Source organism: Methylomonas sp. BW4-1 (genome assembly GCF_052474385.1).
Genome location: NZ_CP184125.1, coordinates 1,119,482 through 1,134,853, shown reverse-complemented (window position 1 = coordinate 1,134,853; position 15,372 = coordinate 1,119,482). Strand labels below are relative to the sequence as shown.

Annotated in this window: 16 protein-coding genes, 2 pseudogenes and 1 riboswitch; of the genes and pseudogenes, 3 read left to right on the top strand and 15 right to left on the bottom strand. The window is 54.6% G+C overall.

Annotated elements, in window-relative coordinates:
* Positions 1-14 precede the first annotated feature (14 nt).
* From ACH5Y9_RS05080 to ACH5Y9_RS05060, 5 genes are all read right to left on the bottom strand, one after another.
* On the bottom strand, positions 15-446 hold the full coding sequence (locus ACH5Y9_RS05080; protein WP_445368766.1) for a PaaI family thioesterase: 432 nt from the start codon (positions 444-446) through the stop codon (positions 15-17).
* Positions 447-494: 48 nt separating this feature from the next.
* The gene (locus ACH5Y9_RS05075; RefSeq protein ID WP_445368765.1) at positions 495-1,013 is read right to left on the bottom strand and encodes a class IV adenylate cyclase; all 519 of its coding nucleotides are present in this window, start codon (positions 1,011-1,013) and stop codon (positions 495-497) included.
* A gap of 85 nt (positions 1,014-1,098) precedes the next feature.
* Positions 1,099-1,680: an LOG family protein gene (locus ACH5Y9_RS05070; RefSeq protein ID WP_445368764.1), complete on the bottom strand. Its 582-nt coding sequence runs from the start codon at positions 1,678-1,680 to the stop codon at positions 1,099-1,101.
* Between the two features lie 19 nt (positions 1,681-1,699).
* A complete protein-coding gene (locus ACH5Y9_RS05065; RefSeq protein ID WP_445368763.1) occupies positions 1,700-2,797 on the bottom strand; it encodes an NAD(P)H-dependent oxidoreductase in 1,098 nt (365 codons plus the stop codon).
* A 115-nt stretch (positions 2,798-2,912) separates the two neighbouring features.
* The gene (locus ACH5Y9_RS05060; protein WP_445368762.1) at positions 2,913-3,236 is read right to left on the bottom strand and encodes a GNAT family N-acetyltransferase; all 324 of its coding nucleotides are present in this window, start codon (positions 3,234-3,236) and stop codon (positions 2,913-2,915) included.
* 236 nt (positions 3,237-3,472) lie between these two features.
* Here ACH5Y9_RS05060 and ACH5Y9_RS05055 point away from each other — a divergent pair, with 236 nt between their 5' ends.
* A complete protein-coding gene (locus ACH5Y9_RS05055; protein WP_445368761.1) occupies positions 3,473-4,183 on the top strand; it encodes an autoinducer binding domain-containing protein in 711 nt (236 codons plus the stop codon).
* Positions 4,184-4,339: 156 nt separating this feature from the next.
* On the opposite strand, the gene ACH5Y9_RS05050 is transcribed toward ACH5Y9_RS05055, so the two are convergent.
* The 3 genes from ACH5Y9_RS05050 to ACH5Y9_RS05040 all read right to left on the bottom strand — a co-directional run bounded on the left by ACH5Y9_RS05050 (position 4,340) and on the right by ACH5Y9_RS05040 (position 7,611).
* The gene (locus ACH5Y9_RS05050) at positions 4,340-5,260 is read right to left on the bottom strand and encodes an EamA family transporter (protein ID WP_445368760.1); all 921 of its coding nucleotides are present in this window, start codon (positions 5,258-5,260) and stop codon (positions 4,340-4,342) included.
* Between the two features lie 459 nt (positions 5,261-5,719).
* On the bottom strand, positions 5,720-6,406 hold the full coding sequence (gene ribB / locus ACH5Y9_RS05045) for a 3,4-dihydroxy-2-butanone-4-phosphate synthase (RefSeq protein ID WP_445368759.1): 687 nt from the start codon (positions 6,404-6,406) through the stop codon (positions 5,720-5,722).
* Between the two features lie 109 nt (positions 6,407-6,515).
* Positions 6,516-6,675, bottom strand: a riboswitch (FMN riboswitch).
* A 162-nt stretch (positions 6,676-6,837) separates the two neighbouring features.
* On the bottom strand, positions 6,838-7,611 hold the full coding sequence (locus ACH5Y9_RS05040) for a helix-turn-helix transcriptional regulator (protein WP_445368758.1): 774 nt from the start codon (positions 7,609-7,611) through the stop codon (positions 6,838-6,840).
* A gap of 93 nt (positions 7,612-7,704) precedes the next feature.
* Between ACH5Y9_RS05040 and ACH5Y9_RS05035 the strand changes: the two genes are divergently transcribed.
* Both ACH5Y9_RS05035 and ACH5Y9_RS05030 read left to right on the top strand, forming a co-directional pair.
* Positions 7,705-8,487, top strand: a complete 783-nt coding sequence (locus tag ACH5Y9_RS05035) for a class I SAM-dependent methyltransferase (protein WP_064041232.1) — start codon at positions 7,705-7,707, stop codon at positions 8,485-8,487.
* Entirely contained in the window at positions 8,484-9,188 is a 705-nt protein-coding gene (locus ACH5Y9_RS05030) for a class I SAM-dependent methyltransferase (RefSeq protein ID WP_445368757.1), read from the top strand. The genes ACH5Y9_RS05035 and ACH5Y9_RS05030 overlap by 4 nt, the downstream gene beginning before the upstream one ends.
* On the opposite strand, the pseudogene ACH5Y9_RS05025 reads toward ACH5Y9_RS05030, so the two are convergent.
* The 7 genes and pseudogenes from ACH5Y9_RS05025 to murI all read right to left on the bottom strand — a co-directional run.
* Positions 9,185-9,355, bottom strand: a pseudogene (locus tag ACH5Y9_RS05025) (transposase domain-containing protein); the annotation flags it as partial. The gene ACH5Y9_RS05030 and the pseudogene ACH5Y9_RS05025 sit on opposite strands and share 4 nt — an antisense overlap.
* A gap of 125 nt (positions 9,356-9,480) precedes the next feature.
* The gene (ltrA, locus tag ACH5Y9_RS05020) at positions 9,481-10,674 is read right to left on the bottom strand and encodes a group II intron reverse transcriptase/maturase (RefSeq protein ID WP_445368756.1); all 1,194 of its coding nucleotides are present in this window, start codon (positions 10,672-10,674) and stop codon (positions 9,481-9,483) included.
* A 476-nt stretch (positions 10,675-11,150) separates the two neighbouring features.
* A pseudogene (gene tnpC / locus ACH5Y9_RS05015) lies at positions 11,151-12,623 on the bottom strand (IS66 family transposase); the annotation flags it as partial.
* 86 nt (positions 12,624-12,709) lie between these two features.
* Complete coding sequence (tnpB, locus tag ACH5Y9_RS05010) at positions 12,710-13,060, bottom strand: IS66 family insertion sequence element accessory protein TnpB (protein ID WP_445368755.1); 351 nt, start codon at positions 13,058-13,060, stop codon at positions 12,710-12,712.
* A complete protein-coding gene (tnpA, locus tag ACH5Y9_RS05005) occupies positions 13,048-13,362 on the bottom strand; it encodes an IS66 family insertion sequence element accessory protein TnpA (RefSeq protein ID WP_445368754.1) in 315 nt (104 codons plus the stop codon). Before tnpA ends, tnpB begins: the two co-directional genes overlap by 13 nt.
* A gap of 354 nt (positions 13,363-13,716) precedes the next feature.
* A complete protein-coding gene (locus tag ACH5Y9_RS05000) occupies positions 13,717-14,463 on the bottom strand; it encodes an SAM-dependent methyltransferase (RefSeq protein WP_445368753.1) in 747 nt (248 codons plus the stop codon).
* 94 nt (positions 14,464-14,557) lie between these two features.
* Complete coding sequence (gene murI, locus ACH5Y9_RS04995; RefSeq protein WP_445368752.1) at positions 14,558-15,370, bottom strand: glutamate racemase; 813 nt, start codon at positions 15,368-15,370, stop codon at positions 14,558-14,560.
* Positions 15,371-15,372: the final 2 nt, after the last annotated feature.

Genomic DNA, 15,372 nt, shown 5'->3' with positions numbered 1-15,372 from the left:
AATTCTCCAAAGGGTTAACGTAAATTCGGCGTGTCGCGTACGATAAACCACTCGACGGCAGCTGACAGGACTACAGCGCCGGTTCCATCGATAACCTCGACTGGAATAGACGCTGATACCCGCTCGCGAGACGCAAACTCGGTCGACCAGCGGACAAGTTCGTCAGAAGAGACTTCGCAACGGGCGGATACCTGACCAGACGCTGGTTTACGAAACTTGGCTTCGAGTTTTCTCACGACCGGAACCACTCCGGTTTCGTTAGCAAAGTGTTGCGAAAGGAATGCACCAGAACCTGCTTCGGCAACCGCCAATAAGGCGCTGCCGTGGACGGTGCCGAGATGATTGGTGTATTGACGGTTATCGGGTAGGCAAACTAAAAAACCGCTATCCGGGTTGGCTAGCTCTAAGCCGATCAGCTGATTAAAGGGCAATTGCGAAACGTCCATGGAAATGATCTTTGATTAGTGTTTAGGTGAAGGTTGATTTCCGATTTTTCAAACCGCCAGCCTGGCAAGCAGGTCTACGTAAGCCTCCTCGATAAGCTGATGATCAGAGATACCCAGCCTTTCCAGCAGCTCATGCGCAATTGCCACACCGGTTTCGTTAAGCTCGTTTTCTGTAAGAACGACTTCCAATTCCAGAAAGTCTCCCAACCCTTCCACTTTGTCCAAATGCACACGAGTCCGTCCCACCATGAATAGTGTGCGGTGTTTTCGCACCCGCCCACTTTCACCATAAGCAAGCGTCAAGCTTTGACGGAGAGTGTCGGGTGATCCGGTTGGCGAGATGACGTAAAAAGATTCCTTGGGACCGAGGCTATCCGGGCGTTGATAGAAAATCAACTGTCCGTCATGTTCGGAGAAGGCGCGAAGTTTCAGCCGTCCGTTAGAGCAAAGAAAAAAAGTATCGTCTTGGAATATTTCAATCGGACCTTCATCAGCAATAACCGCCGCCAACGGCAATATGACTTCTACGCTTTCGATCCGGGCTTTGATTTCAATATTTCTGGCCATAATGGCGCTTCACCTCATGTTTGAATTTACGAGCCTACGCAGATTTTTTGCGCATCCCGACGAAATAATTTGCCTACGCCGACGCTTATGTTTCTGCCTTCCCTACCCATTTTTGAACAACGGGCGGTTGGTAACAAGAGAATCGTTCAAGCAGCGCATCGGGATCGCGCTCGACCATCAACATTGAGCGGTGCGGCTTTTTGACAAACTGTTCCGCTACGGCATGATCCAAAAACGTAGTGAGCGAGTCGAAGTAAGCTTCGACGTTTAACAAACCGCAAGGTTTGTTGTGAAATCCCAGCTGAGCCCAAGTCCAAATCTCGAAAATCTCTTCAAGCGTTCCTATCCCGCCTGGCAAAGCGATAAAGCCGTCGGCAAGATCGGCCATCAGGGTTTTACGTTCGTGCATCGATTGAGTGACGTGAAGTTCGGTCAGGTTGCGATGCGCGATTTCCTTTCGCACCAGCGCCTCCGGAATCACGCCGACAACTTGGCCGCCAAGTTGTAATACCGTGTCGGCCATCAAGCCCATGATGCCGACACTGGCCCCGCCATAGACGAGCTTTAGGTTTCGTTCGACCAGCGATCGGGCGAGGCTTCGGGCGGCGTTGGAATAAGCTTCTTGCCGGCCGGGGTTGGAGCCGCAGTACACGCAAATACTTTTCATAGTGTTGACCATCCTGGGTTTATTCGATGTCGGGCAAGCGGTCATACACCTGCTCGACGGTTTGGTTTTCGGTGAGAGTTTTCACGACGGCCGGTAAAGGTTCGGCCAGGATGCCCGGTAAATCTTGTTCCAACGGATCGACGAGGGTAAACGCCAGTTTTTCCAACGGCGGACAAAATTCCGCCGCCACACCGGGCTTATTGCCACGGGCATCCATCCGATACCAGCCGTAGCGTTTCAAATAGACGGCATTCAAACCGTGCAGACAATAAGACGAACCGTCGGCTTCGAGCGTCAGGCGTTGGTAACAAAGTCCCGCCAGAATGCCGTTGGCACGCAACAGCGCTGCCAGCAAATGGCTTTTGGCGTAACAATAGCCGGTGCCGTAGGTTAACACCTCGGAGGCTTTGCAGGTCACAGGATTCAGCCGGTAGTCCCAACTATGCTTGATTTCGTCGCGGACGAATTCGAAACAGCGTTTGGCGATTTCTTCATCATCGGCGCAGCCGTCCGCCAACTTTGCGGCTTGCGCCACGATCGAGGAATGTTGGCTGTCGATATAAAGGCTGCTGCCGAGGTAGGGTTTCATCGCCGTCGACGTCTTCACCGCGCGTTCGATTTTCGCTAACACACCGGTCAGTAACGAGGCTATTTCCGGCGCAGCCAGCAGGTCTGCTTCGCCGATGTTCGCGCTCGGCAACGGCAAGGTGATCGATGCCGCCTCGATCAGTGTGGCAGACATCGTGATCAAGGTTTCCCGGAGCGCGGCATCGGCATGATGGGCGCGCGGCGTGGCGTTCAATACCGCCACCGGTTTGTCGGCAAAGCCCTCGAATGCCACCAACCAATCCAGTGCGTTTTTGATGGTGCCGGTAACGCCGTGGGCATATTCCGGGCTGGCGATCAGCAAGGCATCCGCTACGGCTACTTCGTTGCGCAATTGCTGGGCAACGGCCGGAGGCGCGTTTTCCAAATCCGGATTGTATAAAGGCAAGTCGCCAAGCCCCGAAAACAAACAGACTTCGATCGAGGCCGACGCCAAATGCCTTACAGTGCGCAACACGGCGGAATTAATGGACTCCGCCCGTAAGCTGCCCGATAAAGCCAGTATTTTCATTGCAAAGCTAGGTGTAGAGTGTCAGGGAAAAGTGATGGCCACAGAGCTGAAAGCCGTTGTTAAGATACAACCGATGTGCATGATGGCGCTGATAACCGGAATCCAAATGTACGCCCTAACAGCCGCGCGCTTGCGCATGCTCGATCAGCCAATCAAGCAATGCGCCGGCGAAACCTTGCGAAGTCTCGCCGCTGAGCGTGGCTAAATCATCTATGTACACTATTTTGCCCCAAGCCAAAAACTCGGCGAAACGAAAACCCGCCACGCTTTTAACGGCGCCTTGTCGTCTAACAGCCAGAATTTGGTAGGACTGAAGTTGCTGGCGACGAACCTGGGCTAGAAACTGTTCCTGCTTGAGATGCGGGCGCAACTCGCTGAACACCGGAAAACAGGCTTGAATTTCCGCGTCGGTATCGGCAATGAAAATATCGGGAGTCATGGCTACGGCTTAACAATCACAAGGGTGGCTATTGGCTTAAAACAAAATACAGGGTATCGCTGAAACGCCTACCCACTTTGTCGGATTAGACGCTATTTACATTGGCTCAACAACTGTCAATATTGACAGCTCATATCGCTATTTTGCTTGGTTGGTAGTAAATAGTCCGGACATTGTGTTTCGGTGTTTTCACCCTTTAGGTTAAGCTTTCGAACAGTTCTAACGACGGTAGTCCCATGAAACCTTGGCAAGAAATTCAACTTCAAGCGTTGCAAACTAGCGATAGCGAGCATCAGCTTTTCCAAACCATTGTTTCGTTAAGTGCGGAATTGGGTTTTGATTATTGCGCCTACGGACTCCGGTTGGCGCTGCCTCTGAGCAATCCGAAAATCGTGAAGAAAAGTAATTATCCAACGGCTTGGCAAGCGCAATATCAGACAAAAAACTATTGTGCGATCGATCCCACCGTCAAACATGCCCTGCGCTCGCCTCTACCCATCCTGTGGACGGATGGTTTGTTCGCTTCAACGGCGGCGTTTTGGGAGGAAGCGCGTTCGTTCGGGTTGCGTTATGGTTGGGCGCAATCCATGCGGGATGTCCACGGCGCAACCGGCATGCTCACTTTGGCGCGATCCGATGAGCCGCTTAGCGAAACCGAGCTCGCGGCCAAGGCTTTCAAAATGGCTTGGTTGACCCAAAATGCGCATATTGCCTTGTCGCGCAGCTTGTTGCCCAAATTGCTGCCGGAAGCGGATGCGAAACTATCGAACCGCGAGATTGCGGTACTGCGCTGGACTGCCGATGGTAAAACCGCCGGGGAAATAGCCAGCATCATGAAAATAACCGAGCGGACCGTCAATTTTCATATCAGCAATGCCGCGGCGAAATTAAATGCAACCAATAAAACTTCGGCGGCCGTTAAAGCGGCGATGCTCGGTTTTTTGTAATAACCAAGCGATCAAATTTGATTACAGTTAATGGCTCTTCAAGACTCTAAAAACCGCCATATCGACTGTTCGATTATGAGCAAACAATCTCATGCTATTTCCGCTTTTGCGTTCCGCGCCGAGACTCAAGAGGGGGTTCACACCTGTTGAGGTGCATCATTTGCTCACGCCTCGTTCCACCGCCGGTTTGGCCCGTGAACCGTGCGCGCTGTTCATGAATATGATAGCCCCAATGATGATCGTCGATGCACTCAGAATGCGCGGCGTGAGCGGTTCTTGCGCGAACCAGTTGCCTAAAAACACCGCCACCAGCGGATTAACGTAGGCATAAGTCGCTACCAGCGAAATCGGTGCGTTCTGCAGGAGCCAGGCGTAGGATGCGAAACCAATCATCGAGCCAAACACTATCAGATAGGCCAGGGCCAGCCATGAGTCGGCCGATACCTGGGCAAGGCTGAAGACACTCCATTTTTCGATCAGGACGCTGACAACCAACAAGGCAAATCCGCCGGCCAGCATTTCCGCTCCCGTCGTCATCAGCGCCGTCTTCGGCAAATCCGCGGTTTTGCTGTAGATTGAACCAACGGCCCAAAGCAAACTGGCGAGCAATAGCGCCGCCACACCGGGCATGTTTAACGGCATACCGTCCGAAAACACCGACGGACCGACCAGCAGGTAAATGCCCATAAAGCCTATGATCAGACCAACCAGTACGCGTAACGTCGGTCTGACGCCGTTAGGTCTGAATGCGTCGGCAATCACCAGAAACATGGGCACGGCGCCGATGATCAGCGCGGCGACGCCGGACGGGACGGTTTGTTCGGCCCAACAGACCAAGCCGTTGCCGCCGAGCAATAACAAAATGCCGACAATGGCGGCCGAACGCCACTGTCTTAAGGTCGGCACGGCATCGCCAGCCAGACGCCGCCAAGCCAGCAAAATGACGCCGGAAACGACAAAACGCAATCCGGCCGACAAAAACGGCGGCAGCGTCTCGACCACAAAGCGGATCATCAAATAAGTCGATCCCCACACCAGATAAACGGCCAACAATGCCGCCCAAACCTTAGCTTTCATTTTTTAACGCCTGTATGATTCCGGTTTCCGCTTGCCCCGCAGCCGGCCAATGGCGTAACGGCCAGGACGAATAATTTTTGTTGCAGATGATCGATGCTGAAGCCATGGGACATTCTATCGGTTGGAAAATCGAATAAAAGTTATCGAAGCCTGTCTACAAAATGGGTTGCGGAGCAGCGCACTTTTTAGAAAAACCCGGCGTTAGGTCGCAATGATACAGCCCGCTTGCCAGATCAAATCGCAGACAATAGGCGCTAAATTTCGATATTCAAAACTCCGATGCTTGCGATTAAATCAGATTCATGCCGTTATTTGGCATCGTGAACGATAATGGGCAGGATGTAGCACTGGCCGAAACGGATACGGCTCACGCCGTGACACACATTGATGCGGTAAAAACCACAGCTATCCGATTGAAAACAGCAACCCCGCCGTGACGACCGGGGTTGCCGATTAGTATCAAGCGATAGCGGTCAAACGTTCCGATACCAAAGATAACGCCGGCGCTTCGCGTGCCAAACGGTAGGCAATCACATCAGCGACTGTCAATACCGGCATCTGGTGGCAACGGCCAAACTCAACGATTTCCGGCAAGCGCGCCATCGAGCCATCGGGATTGGCCAGTTCGCACAACACGCCGTAAGGCTTAAGCCCCGCCAACCGCATTAGATCCACCGTCACTTCGGTGTGACCGGCGCGCTCCAATACACCGCCCGGACGAGCCTTTAACGGAAATACATGGCCTGGTCGGCGTAAATCATCCGCCTTGGCATCGTCCGCAATCGCCGCGTGCACAGTCCGTACCCGGTCAGCCGCCGAGACGCCGGTGGTAACACCGTGAGCCGCTTCGATTGAAACGGTAAAAGCCGTACTGAAGCGGCTGGAATTGTGCTCTGCCATCATCGGCAACCCTAAAGATTGGGTTTTTTCTTCCGGCAAACAGAGGCAAACGATGCCGCTGCAATATCGGATCAACATAGCCATTTGCGAAACATTAAGAGTTTCGGCGGCAAATATGAGGTCGCCCTCGTTTTCGCGCGCCTCGTCATCGGTGACCAACACCCCTTGTCCTCGGCGCAAAGCGGCTAACGCGCATTCCACGCGTTCGTTCGCATCGCCGAATGGGGCCAATAACGTCTGATTCATGGTATTACTCCTAAATAAAGTTATGGAAGCACCAGAATCAGGGCAGAAAGATAATATTTACGAGCAGAAACAAGCCTTCCGGACACGAAAAAGCGTGTGGAATACTTGGCGCCGTTCTCTTTCATCCGGACTATGACCGTCGGCTCTGGCGTCTCACCAGATCTGCTGACCCGCATTCTCAACAACAGAGATTGCGGCGCTCGCGGGCTCCCCGGGGCGAAACCCGAGATACCGCCGGTGGGGAATTCCGCCCCGCCCTGAGTACAAGCCCAGCCATTTAAAGAAAATAATCCAATACCGTCAAGGTAAATGTCATTAATGTGTGCGTCGTCCTTGCCATTAGCATCTGTAATTGATAGAGGGGATATGCAAAAATCCCTAAATATGGCGACAACAATATCCATTGCCGATTGCTTCAAACCACCAATTCATCATTCACATAGTGGCAGCAAACACACGAGCTTGCAATCCGGCTGCGCGGCAACGAGCAACGTAGTTTGCACGAAACGCAGCACGCCTCGTTGCGGATGGTGAAAACACCGCTCGCCGCCCTCGCGGTGCAATACCGCTTGCTCTTGCCAAAAATGTACAAAGTCCGGACTGCCGGACGATAACGCGTCGATTAGAGCCTGCAACGCCGCATCCGTAGGCCGGCGGCTGAAATCGGCGCGGAACTCGGCTGTCAACCGCCGGGCGCGCTCCGGCCAGTCGGCCAGCAATTTTTTGGCGGCGGATTCCAAAAACACGAAGCGCAAAAGATTGCGTTCGTGGCCTTCCACATCCAGCCAGCCGACGAACAATTCGGCGGCGTCCGTGTTCCAGGCCCTGGCCGCCCAGCCGGCATCCAGCAGATAGGCCGGTCCGTTGAAATGCCTAGGCAACGCCAGCAAGTCTAATGGCAGTTCGGTTTGAGGTTCGGCCGCCGCCAAGGGATCTCGTTTGCCGGCCAAATCGAACAGCGAGGCGCGCTCCGCCGGCGTCAAGCGCAATGCATCGGCCAAGCGAGACAAAGCCGCCGGCGATGCCGTCACGTCGCGCCCCTGTTCCAACCAAGTGATCCAAGTGATACTGACCAACGCAGCCTCGGCCAATTCTTCACGCCGCCAGCCGGGTGTACGCCGCCTTCCGCCTGTTTTCGGCGGCAGCCGTTCGCGATGGGCGCGGATGAATGCGCCGAGCAGACGTTTGGGATAGGATTCGCTCATAGTAGTGGCATTTATACCAGGATAAATCATCATCTTGTACCGGTTTATCAATCGCCGAACAATAAGCCCTCATCCACAAACGAAGGATTCGCTATGACGAACGATAAACATCACCGAACTCTGGTCGCCGGGCAATTCGGCGATCACGCCCGAGATTATCTTGCCAGCACTACCCATGCCCAGGGCGAAGACCTGGTACGCATGGACGAAATCATCGGCGCCCGCTCGCCGGGCGCGGGATTGGATCTGGGTTGCGGTGCCGGCCATGTCGCCTTTCGCTTGTCGCCGCTGTCGCAACAAGTGGTGGCTTTCGATTTGTCCGATGCGATGCTGGCTGTGGTCGATGCGGAGGCCAAACGGCGCGGATTACACAATATCTCGATCCAAGCCGGATCTGCCGAAACCCTACCATTTACCGATGCCGGTTTCGATTGGGTCGTTAGCCGCTACAGTGCGCACCATTGGACCGAAGCCGCCGCCGCGGTGGCTGAAATGCGCCGGGTATTGCGGCCAAACGGTTTGATATTGCTGATGGACGTGCTCAGTCCGGGAACGCCTTTGCTGGACACATGGCTGCAAAGCCTGGAATTGCTGCGCGATCCTTCGCATGTCCGCGACCGCTCGCTGGCCGAATGGCAAGCGTTGTTGGCGGCGGCCGGCTTTAGAACCGCGAGCGTCCAAACTTTTCGCCTCCCGCTGGCATTTAGCGCGTGGATCGAACGCATGGGAACTCCGTTCACCCACGTCTCGGCGCTTCGTAGTTTGCAACAGGGTGCGCCGCGAGAAGTGGCCGACTACTTCGCCATCGAGGCTGACGGCAGTTTTACTGTAGACACGGTGCTGATCGCCGCCGAAGCCACAAGAGATAGGTCATGAACGCCTACGAATGGGACGCCGGGGATTACTCACAACACTCCGATGTCCAAAAGCGTTGGGCCGGCGAATTGATCGAGCGCCTAACTCTGACCGGAAATGAAGCCGTACTGGATTTGGGTTGCGGCGACGGATGGGTCGCGGCGCAAATGGCCTGCACACTACCGAACGGGTCGGTACTTGGCGTTGACTATTCTCCGGCGATGATCGCATTGGCCCGCCGCCGCTACCCGCCGGATCGCCATCCCAATCTGCGCTTTCAGGTCATGGACGCACGCGCATTGAGTTTCGAAGCGTGCTTCGATCGGGTGTTTTCCAACGCCGTGCTGCATTGGGTCGATGACCACCGTCCGGTACTGTCCGGTCTCTATCGCAGATTGAAACCGGACGGCAAACTGCTGTTGCGCATGGGCGGCCAAGGCGATGTGGCGGAGATACAGGCCACGATGGACAAAGTCACCATGTCGGCACAGTGGTCCGAATATTTTCAAGGCTTCGAATTTCCGTATACATTTCCAGGGGTCGATGAATACCGAGCGATGCTGAAAGCCGAGGGATTTAGCGTCAATCGGCTAGAACTCATCGCCACGGATATGGCGCACGAGGGCCGGGCAGGTTTGGCGGGCTGGATTCGAACCACCTGGCTGCCTTACAGTAAGCGAACAGCCCAACCATATCGTCAGCTAGTTGCCGTTATGATTTAATCCATGCTACTGAAAGGTAGTAATTCGTCGATGCGACTGTTGGGCCAAGTCGGAAGTTTTTCCAGGGTGTCTTTTAACCAAGCAGCTGGATCAAGGCCGTTGAGTTTGGCGGTTCCCAGCAAGGTTTGAATGACCGCAGCACGTTGACCGGCGCGTTCTGAGCCTGCAAGTCGAGTCAACCAAGGGGAGTTTCACCCCTTAGTTGCTCACAGAACCGTACGTGACAGTCTCCCGTCATACGGCTCTTGATCACACATTCGCTGCACGAAGTAGATACCAGTGGGCAAAGAGATCAGGTTTTTCCTTTCTCAGTAGCGCGAGTCTTTGCTCCGCTTTCTTCACCGAACATCGATGTCTGCCTTGCACCCACTTCAGGAGTCTGGATTGAAAGACCCGCCACAAGTGATAGCTGAAGTTTCGATACCAGAATTTGCCATAGTAGTTGATCCAGACCGCGTAGAACCGCGTTGTATCGCCTCGCCAGTTCCTCGGCACATTCCGTCGTCGAGCGATGAATTTTCCAGCTCTTGACGGTTTGGGTCATTTGCTTCATGGCTTTCTTCGATGCGCCCGGCATGCACTTCCTGAACAGCTGACCCTTACGGTTGCGCAGCGTTCTGACCTTGAAATCGTAACCCAGAAAGGTAAAGCTGGTTTCGACATTGAAGCGCTCGAAGGTGTCAATGTACACGATCTTTGATTTCGCTTCGTTGATGGTCAGTCCAACCGATTGAAATCGGCTCCTTAAGGCTTCCCTCAAGTGCATCGCTTCATTCATCGTGCTACAGTGGCAAACGATGTCATCGGCGTACCGTTCAAAAGACCGGTGTCGATACTGTCGTACCATCCAGCGATCAAAGGCGTAATGCAGGAACAGATTAGCCAATAACGGCGAGATGACGCCACCTTGCGGCGTGCCAATGTCCCGCTTCTTCAGCTCTGACTGTCCTTCGGCCTGCATCGGCGCCTCCAACCATCGGGTGCAGTACAGGATGACCCATCTCGGCATCTGGTGATGTTCCAGCGCCTTGATGACTAGATCATGCCTGACATTGTCGAAGAAGGCACTGATATCAATTTCCAATACCCAGTTGTATCGCCAGCATCGCTGCGCACACTGCTTTAGGGCTTGGTGCGCTGATTTTCCCGGTCTGTATCCATAAGAGTCCGGATGGAACATAGGATCGAGCCTTTCCTCCATGAACAGCTTAACCGCTCCTTGCGCGATCCGGTCCGATACCGTGGGAATGCCCAACACCCGCTCTTTGCCATCGCCTTTCGGTATTTTCTTTTCCCGTACCGGCGGTGGGAAGTAACAGCCTGAGCATAGGCGGTTCCAAATCTTGTAGAGATTTTTGTCCCGGTGTTCATCGAACTGCTTGATGGTTTGACCATCGCACCCTGCGGCTCCGCGATTCTTACGTACGTCCAGGTAAGATTTCCAGACTAACGCTTTGGGTATCTCGAATGCTTTGTCTTGCGTCATCACATCATCCTCTATCTGAGTTGTGAAATGTGCAATTCAGTGATCCATGCCCCTTCGCTCCGGAATCATTACAACCCCTTCATCACTACTACGGACATGTCCGTCCCTGCTTCCTAATGCGTGCCGGAAGCAGGTTCACACGTTCCCCAAACTGGCCTGACTTGGACTCTTGCTGTCTTAACACCGGATGCCGCGTGGCCAGTAAACAGGTAACTTCCACGCTCTTCAGGGGGCGGCTATATAACCCCATTTTGACATCAGCTCAGATTTCGATGCTTCGTCGATCAGTTCACTTGCGTTCAACTTTCCAAGTCTTACGTGACAGTAGTCTCTCTGCCTTTTCCTGGAACGCTCACCACCCAACCCCTTAGGATTGAGCAGCTCCAGGTCGTTTGGTCAGTACTCCTGTAAGTCCTGACCGGAGGGCCTTCCTCCATCCAATTTGGAGCATGGAGTTCTCATGCTGCTATCTTGAATGCTATTTCACGAGTCCTCCTTCGTGTCACACACAGCCAGTTCTTTTTGCCCAGCGCAATGGGACGAATGCTGTTTTCGATCGGATTGTTGTCGATGGGCAGATCGCCGGTTTCGGCGTAACGGGTTAAAGCAACCCAGCGTTTCAGACTGTAGTCGATGGCTTTGGCCGTGGCGCTATTCGGTGCGGTGCGCAGGCGGGCTTGCTGTAGCCAGTCGTGTAGTTCGGCCAGGATAGGCAGGCTGTTTTCGGTGCGCAGCTGTTTTCGCTCGTCGGTGCTGACATCTCGCGCTTCGGCTTCGACCGCATACAGCTTGGCGATGCGATTCAGTGCTTCTTGTGCAACGGGGCTCTGACTGGCTTGGAACAGGTCGAAAAACTTGCGCCGCGCATGGGCCATGCAGCCCAGTTCAATACAAGGCTTGAGTAGGCGTTGCGTTTCGGGATGGGCGCGGGTAGCGGCAAACAAGGCTTTGTAGCCGCCGTAGTCATCCACCAACAGATGCCCCTGCCAATCCCTCAGAAACTGCTGCGCATAGCGGCCACCGCGACTGGCTTGATAATCGAAGACGACGATCTTGGGACCCGGTTGTAAGTCATTGCTGCGATAAGCCCATAGGTAGGCTTTCTTGGTTTTACCGTTACCGGGATCGAGTTGCGGCACCGGCGTCTCATCGGCGTGCAAGCTAGCTCGCTGTAATAAATGCCAGGCCAGTCGGTCGGCCAAGGGCGATAAGGCGACACCGAGTCGACCCGCCCAATCGGCTAGGGTGGAGCGGGATAAGATCACCCCGTCGCGAGCGGCGATTTGTTCCAACCGGTACAGCGGAAGATGATCCAGGTATTTGCCAATCATCACCCAGGTCAATAAACCGGTCGCCGCCAGGCCGCCATCAATCACGGCCGGTGGAATCGGTGCTGCGGTAATCGTTTCGCAATTTCGGCAGGCGTATTGCGGGCGAATATGCCGATGCACGAAAAACTTGGCCGGTTCGACGTCCAATTGCTCGGTGACGTCTTCACCGATTTTGACTAAGTTTTTACCGCAGTGTCCACAGGCGCAGGACTCCGGTTCATGGCGATGTTCAATGCGCGGCAAATGATCCGGCAACGGTTGACGACCGGCGCGCGGACGTTTGGGCTTGGCTACCGTTTCGCCAGTCGACTCGTCTTGCAACTGTTCGACTTCGGCCTCAATGGCCGACATATCGGTATTCCAGGTTTCCTCGAACACATCCCGCTGCAGCGGGGCCAGGCTTTCGTTTTTGCGACTGAAGCGGATGCGCTTGTAATAGGCCAGTTCAAAGGTCAGCGCCTCAATTTTGAGGTCTTTGGCGTGAAGGGTCGCGTCTTTGGTCTGGATGGTTTTGGCATCCCGTTCCGCCTGTTCGATCAGCGATTGAATCAGCGCCGACACCTCGACTTTGGTGGTCGGCTCCAGGTTCAATTGATCAAGTTTTGCCAACAGATTCATGGGGTTATTATACCGCAATCATCCGCTGAAAGCCTTGATATGACTGAGTTTTAGTGGTTTTATTACGGTCCCGTTTTGACCCTCATTCAAACCTGCCATTCCGCTTGCGGCTGAGCCGATAATCGCTGCCAATCGACACCGGTAATTAACCATTGCCACTGCGCCTGAGTCATCGCAAACACTGCATCGCCAACCTTGGGCCAAACAAAACTACCCTGATGCAAACGGCGCTGACATAACCATACGCCATTGCCATCCCACAGCAACAGGCGCAAACGGTTGCCGGCCCGGTTACGAAAGATAAATGCCGATCCGGCACACGGCGCATGCCCCAGACTCTGCTGCACAATGGCCGACAAGCCATCCAGACCACGCCGCATGTCCACCGGCGCCACCGCCAACCAAATCTGCGCAGGGTAATCGATCAAGCCAGACATCGGAGCAACTCTGCCACCCAAGCCGCCGACACCGGAGGCGAAAGCTCCAGTCGATGACCGTGGGCATGGGTCAAGACCATGGTTGCTGTCGTAGGTGCTGTCACAGATGAGGGCGGCTTAGTCGGCTCAAGTTGTACCGGTACTAAAGCAGCCGAATCGGCCGCAGACAACTTGCGATATTCACTCAGTCTCGCCGTAAAGGTTCTGACATTGATGTGTTGCTGCGCGCAGTACTCGGCCTGCGTCAATCCGCTGCTTTGCCACCTTTTAATATGCTGGTGCCATTTTGATGTAACGGCCATACCTACTCCTGATCAAAAAATCACAGGATGCCGCAGGCAACTTCGCTTTTACAGGTGGCTGGGATAGAGCCTTACGCCTTACACACAGCGGATTCCGGAGAACCTGAGAGAATCGTTCATCGAAACGGTTTGTTCAGATTATTTGGATCAGGTGCCATTGAGCGCGGACGGCAAAGCCCATGTGGCAATGGTCTTGCTCGAGGTCGAAGCGAATAAATCGGACAAAACGTAAGCCCCGTAGCCCCGAATAGCGAAGCATATTCGGGGCTACTAGCCTTGCCAATCACAGCGACAACGGAGTCACCAGCTGGTTACGCACCACAACAGTGGATGGTCCACGGATGCGTCAACACATCACCTTGGCATCAGCGCGAACACTCCCCAGCCCAGGTACTCACGCGTGTAAGCGGCGTAGCGTACGGGTTCCGCGGTCAGTTGGGCCCGAACCTCTTGCGCGAATTCGTCTTCGGGATTGGCTTCAAGCCATCGGCGCATGGTGAGCCATTTGGCCGCCTCGTATCTGTCCCAGCCATCTTGGTCGGCCAGAACCATTTCCACGACGTCATAGCCAAGGCGGCCGAAAGACGCGAGAAGTTCCGGGAGCATGAGAAAGTCGGCGATTGCGTTGGCAAGACATCCCCTAGCGACCGCTTCCGTCGGCGGTAATTGCCGCCAGAAGGGCTCGCCGATAAGGATGATTCCTCCGGTACGCAAACTCCTCACGAGCAACTCGATCGTGCCGGCGAAGCCACCGCCGATCCAGGTGGCACCGACACAAGCCGCCACACCGACCTTCTCCTCGGAAATATAGCCGGCCGCATTGCCATGGATGAACTCGACTTGATCGGTGACGCCGAGTGCATCGGCACGGCGTTTCGCTTGTTCTGTGAACAACAGGCTCATGTCGATGCCGGTGCCTATGACGCCGTGATCGCGTGCCCAAGTGCACAGCATCTCCCCCGATCCACTGCCGAGGTCAAGCACTCGGGTCCCCGCTTCCAGACGCAGCGCTGAGCCGAGCGTAGCGAGTTGTTCTGCTGTGATCGGGTTATGGATGCGGTGAGCGCTTTCGGTGATGTTAAATATTCGTGGTATATCCACAGTGGAAAATCTCCTTACGGGCGTGAATAGATTCGAGCAAAGCCTATCTCGCGCGCGAAGCGGCCCGCTGTTGCGGGCTCGGTTGAACAAAGGATCAGGCCTCGCTCGACGGAAACCGATTTACATGTTCATAGGATTCACCAACGGCCGCCAAAAAGCACGAGAGGCTCTCCAATGAACCCGTTGAGTAGAATTCCGTTACCACCGGCTTGCACACGCTGCCGATCGATGCCGGCAGTACCCGGTGAAGCTGCCGAGCGATGGCTACTGACGGCTCGATGATAGTGACGGATGGTCCCGATATCCGCGCAATCGACTCCATCAAAAACGCGTAATGCGTGCAACCCAGAACAATGACGTCCGCACCGGCTGTGAGACCCGGCCGCAGGTAATTTTCCAATAGTGCATAGGTCGATTCGTGATTTATCCGCCCGAGTTCCACTTGATCGGCAAGCCCGGGACAGGCCTGCAAGATCACGCGAACACCTTGGGCGTATGTGTCACAGAGTCGCGTGACGGATTCGCTTCGTATCGTATTGGTCGTGGCTAGCACGAGAACCGCCTTTGTCTTGGTTATTTGAGCGGCGGGCTTGATTGCCGGCTCCATGGCAATTATAGGTAGGGTATGAAGAGATCGCAGCCGTTGTGCGGAGACGACGCTGGCGGTATTGCAGGCCAGTACCAGCGATTTTGCGCCTCGCCGCAACAAAAATCCTGCTATTTGCCGTGTTCGCTCCAGAATGAACTCTGAAGATTTGTCGCCATAAGGAGCGTTGGCACCGTCCGAAACGTAAATAAACGATTCCTCGGGCATCCTCGCGCGCAACGCGCGAAGAACCGATAGCCCGCCGACACCGGAATCGAGGACTCCGATAGGCGCAGGTTCTACGGCATGACTACTGTACATTC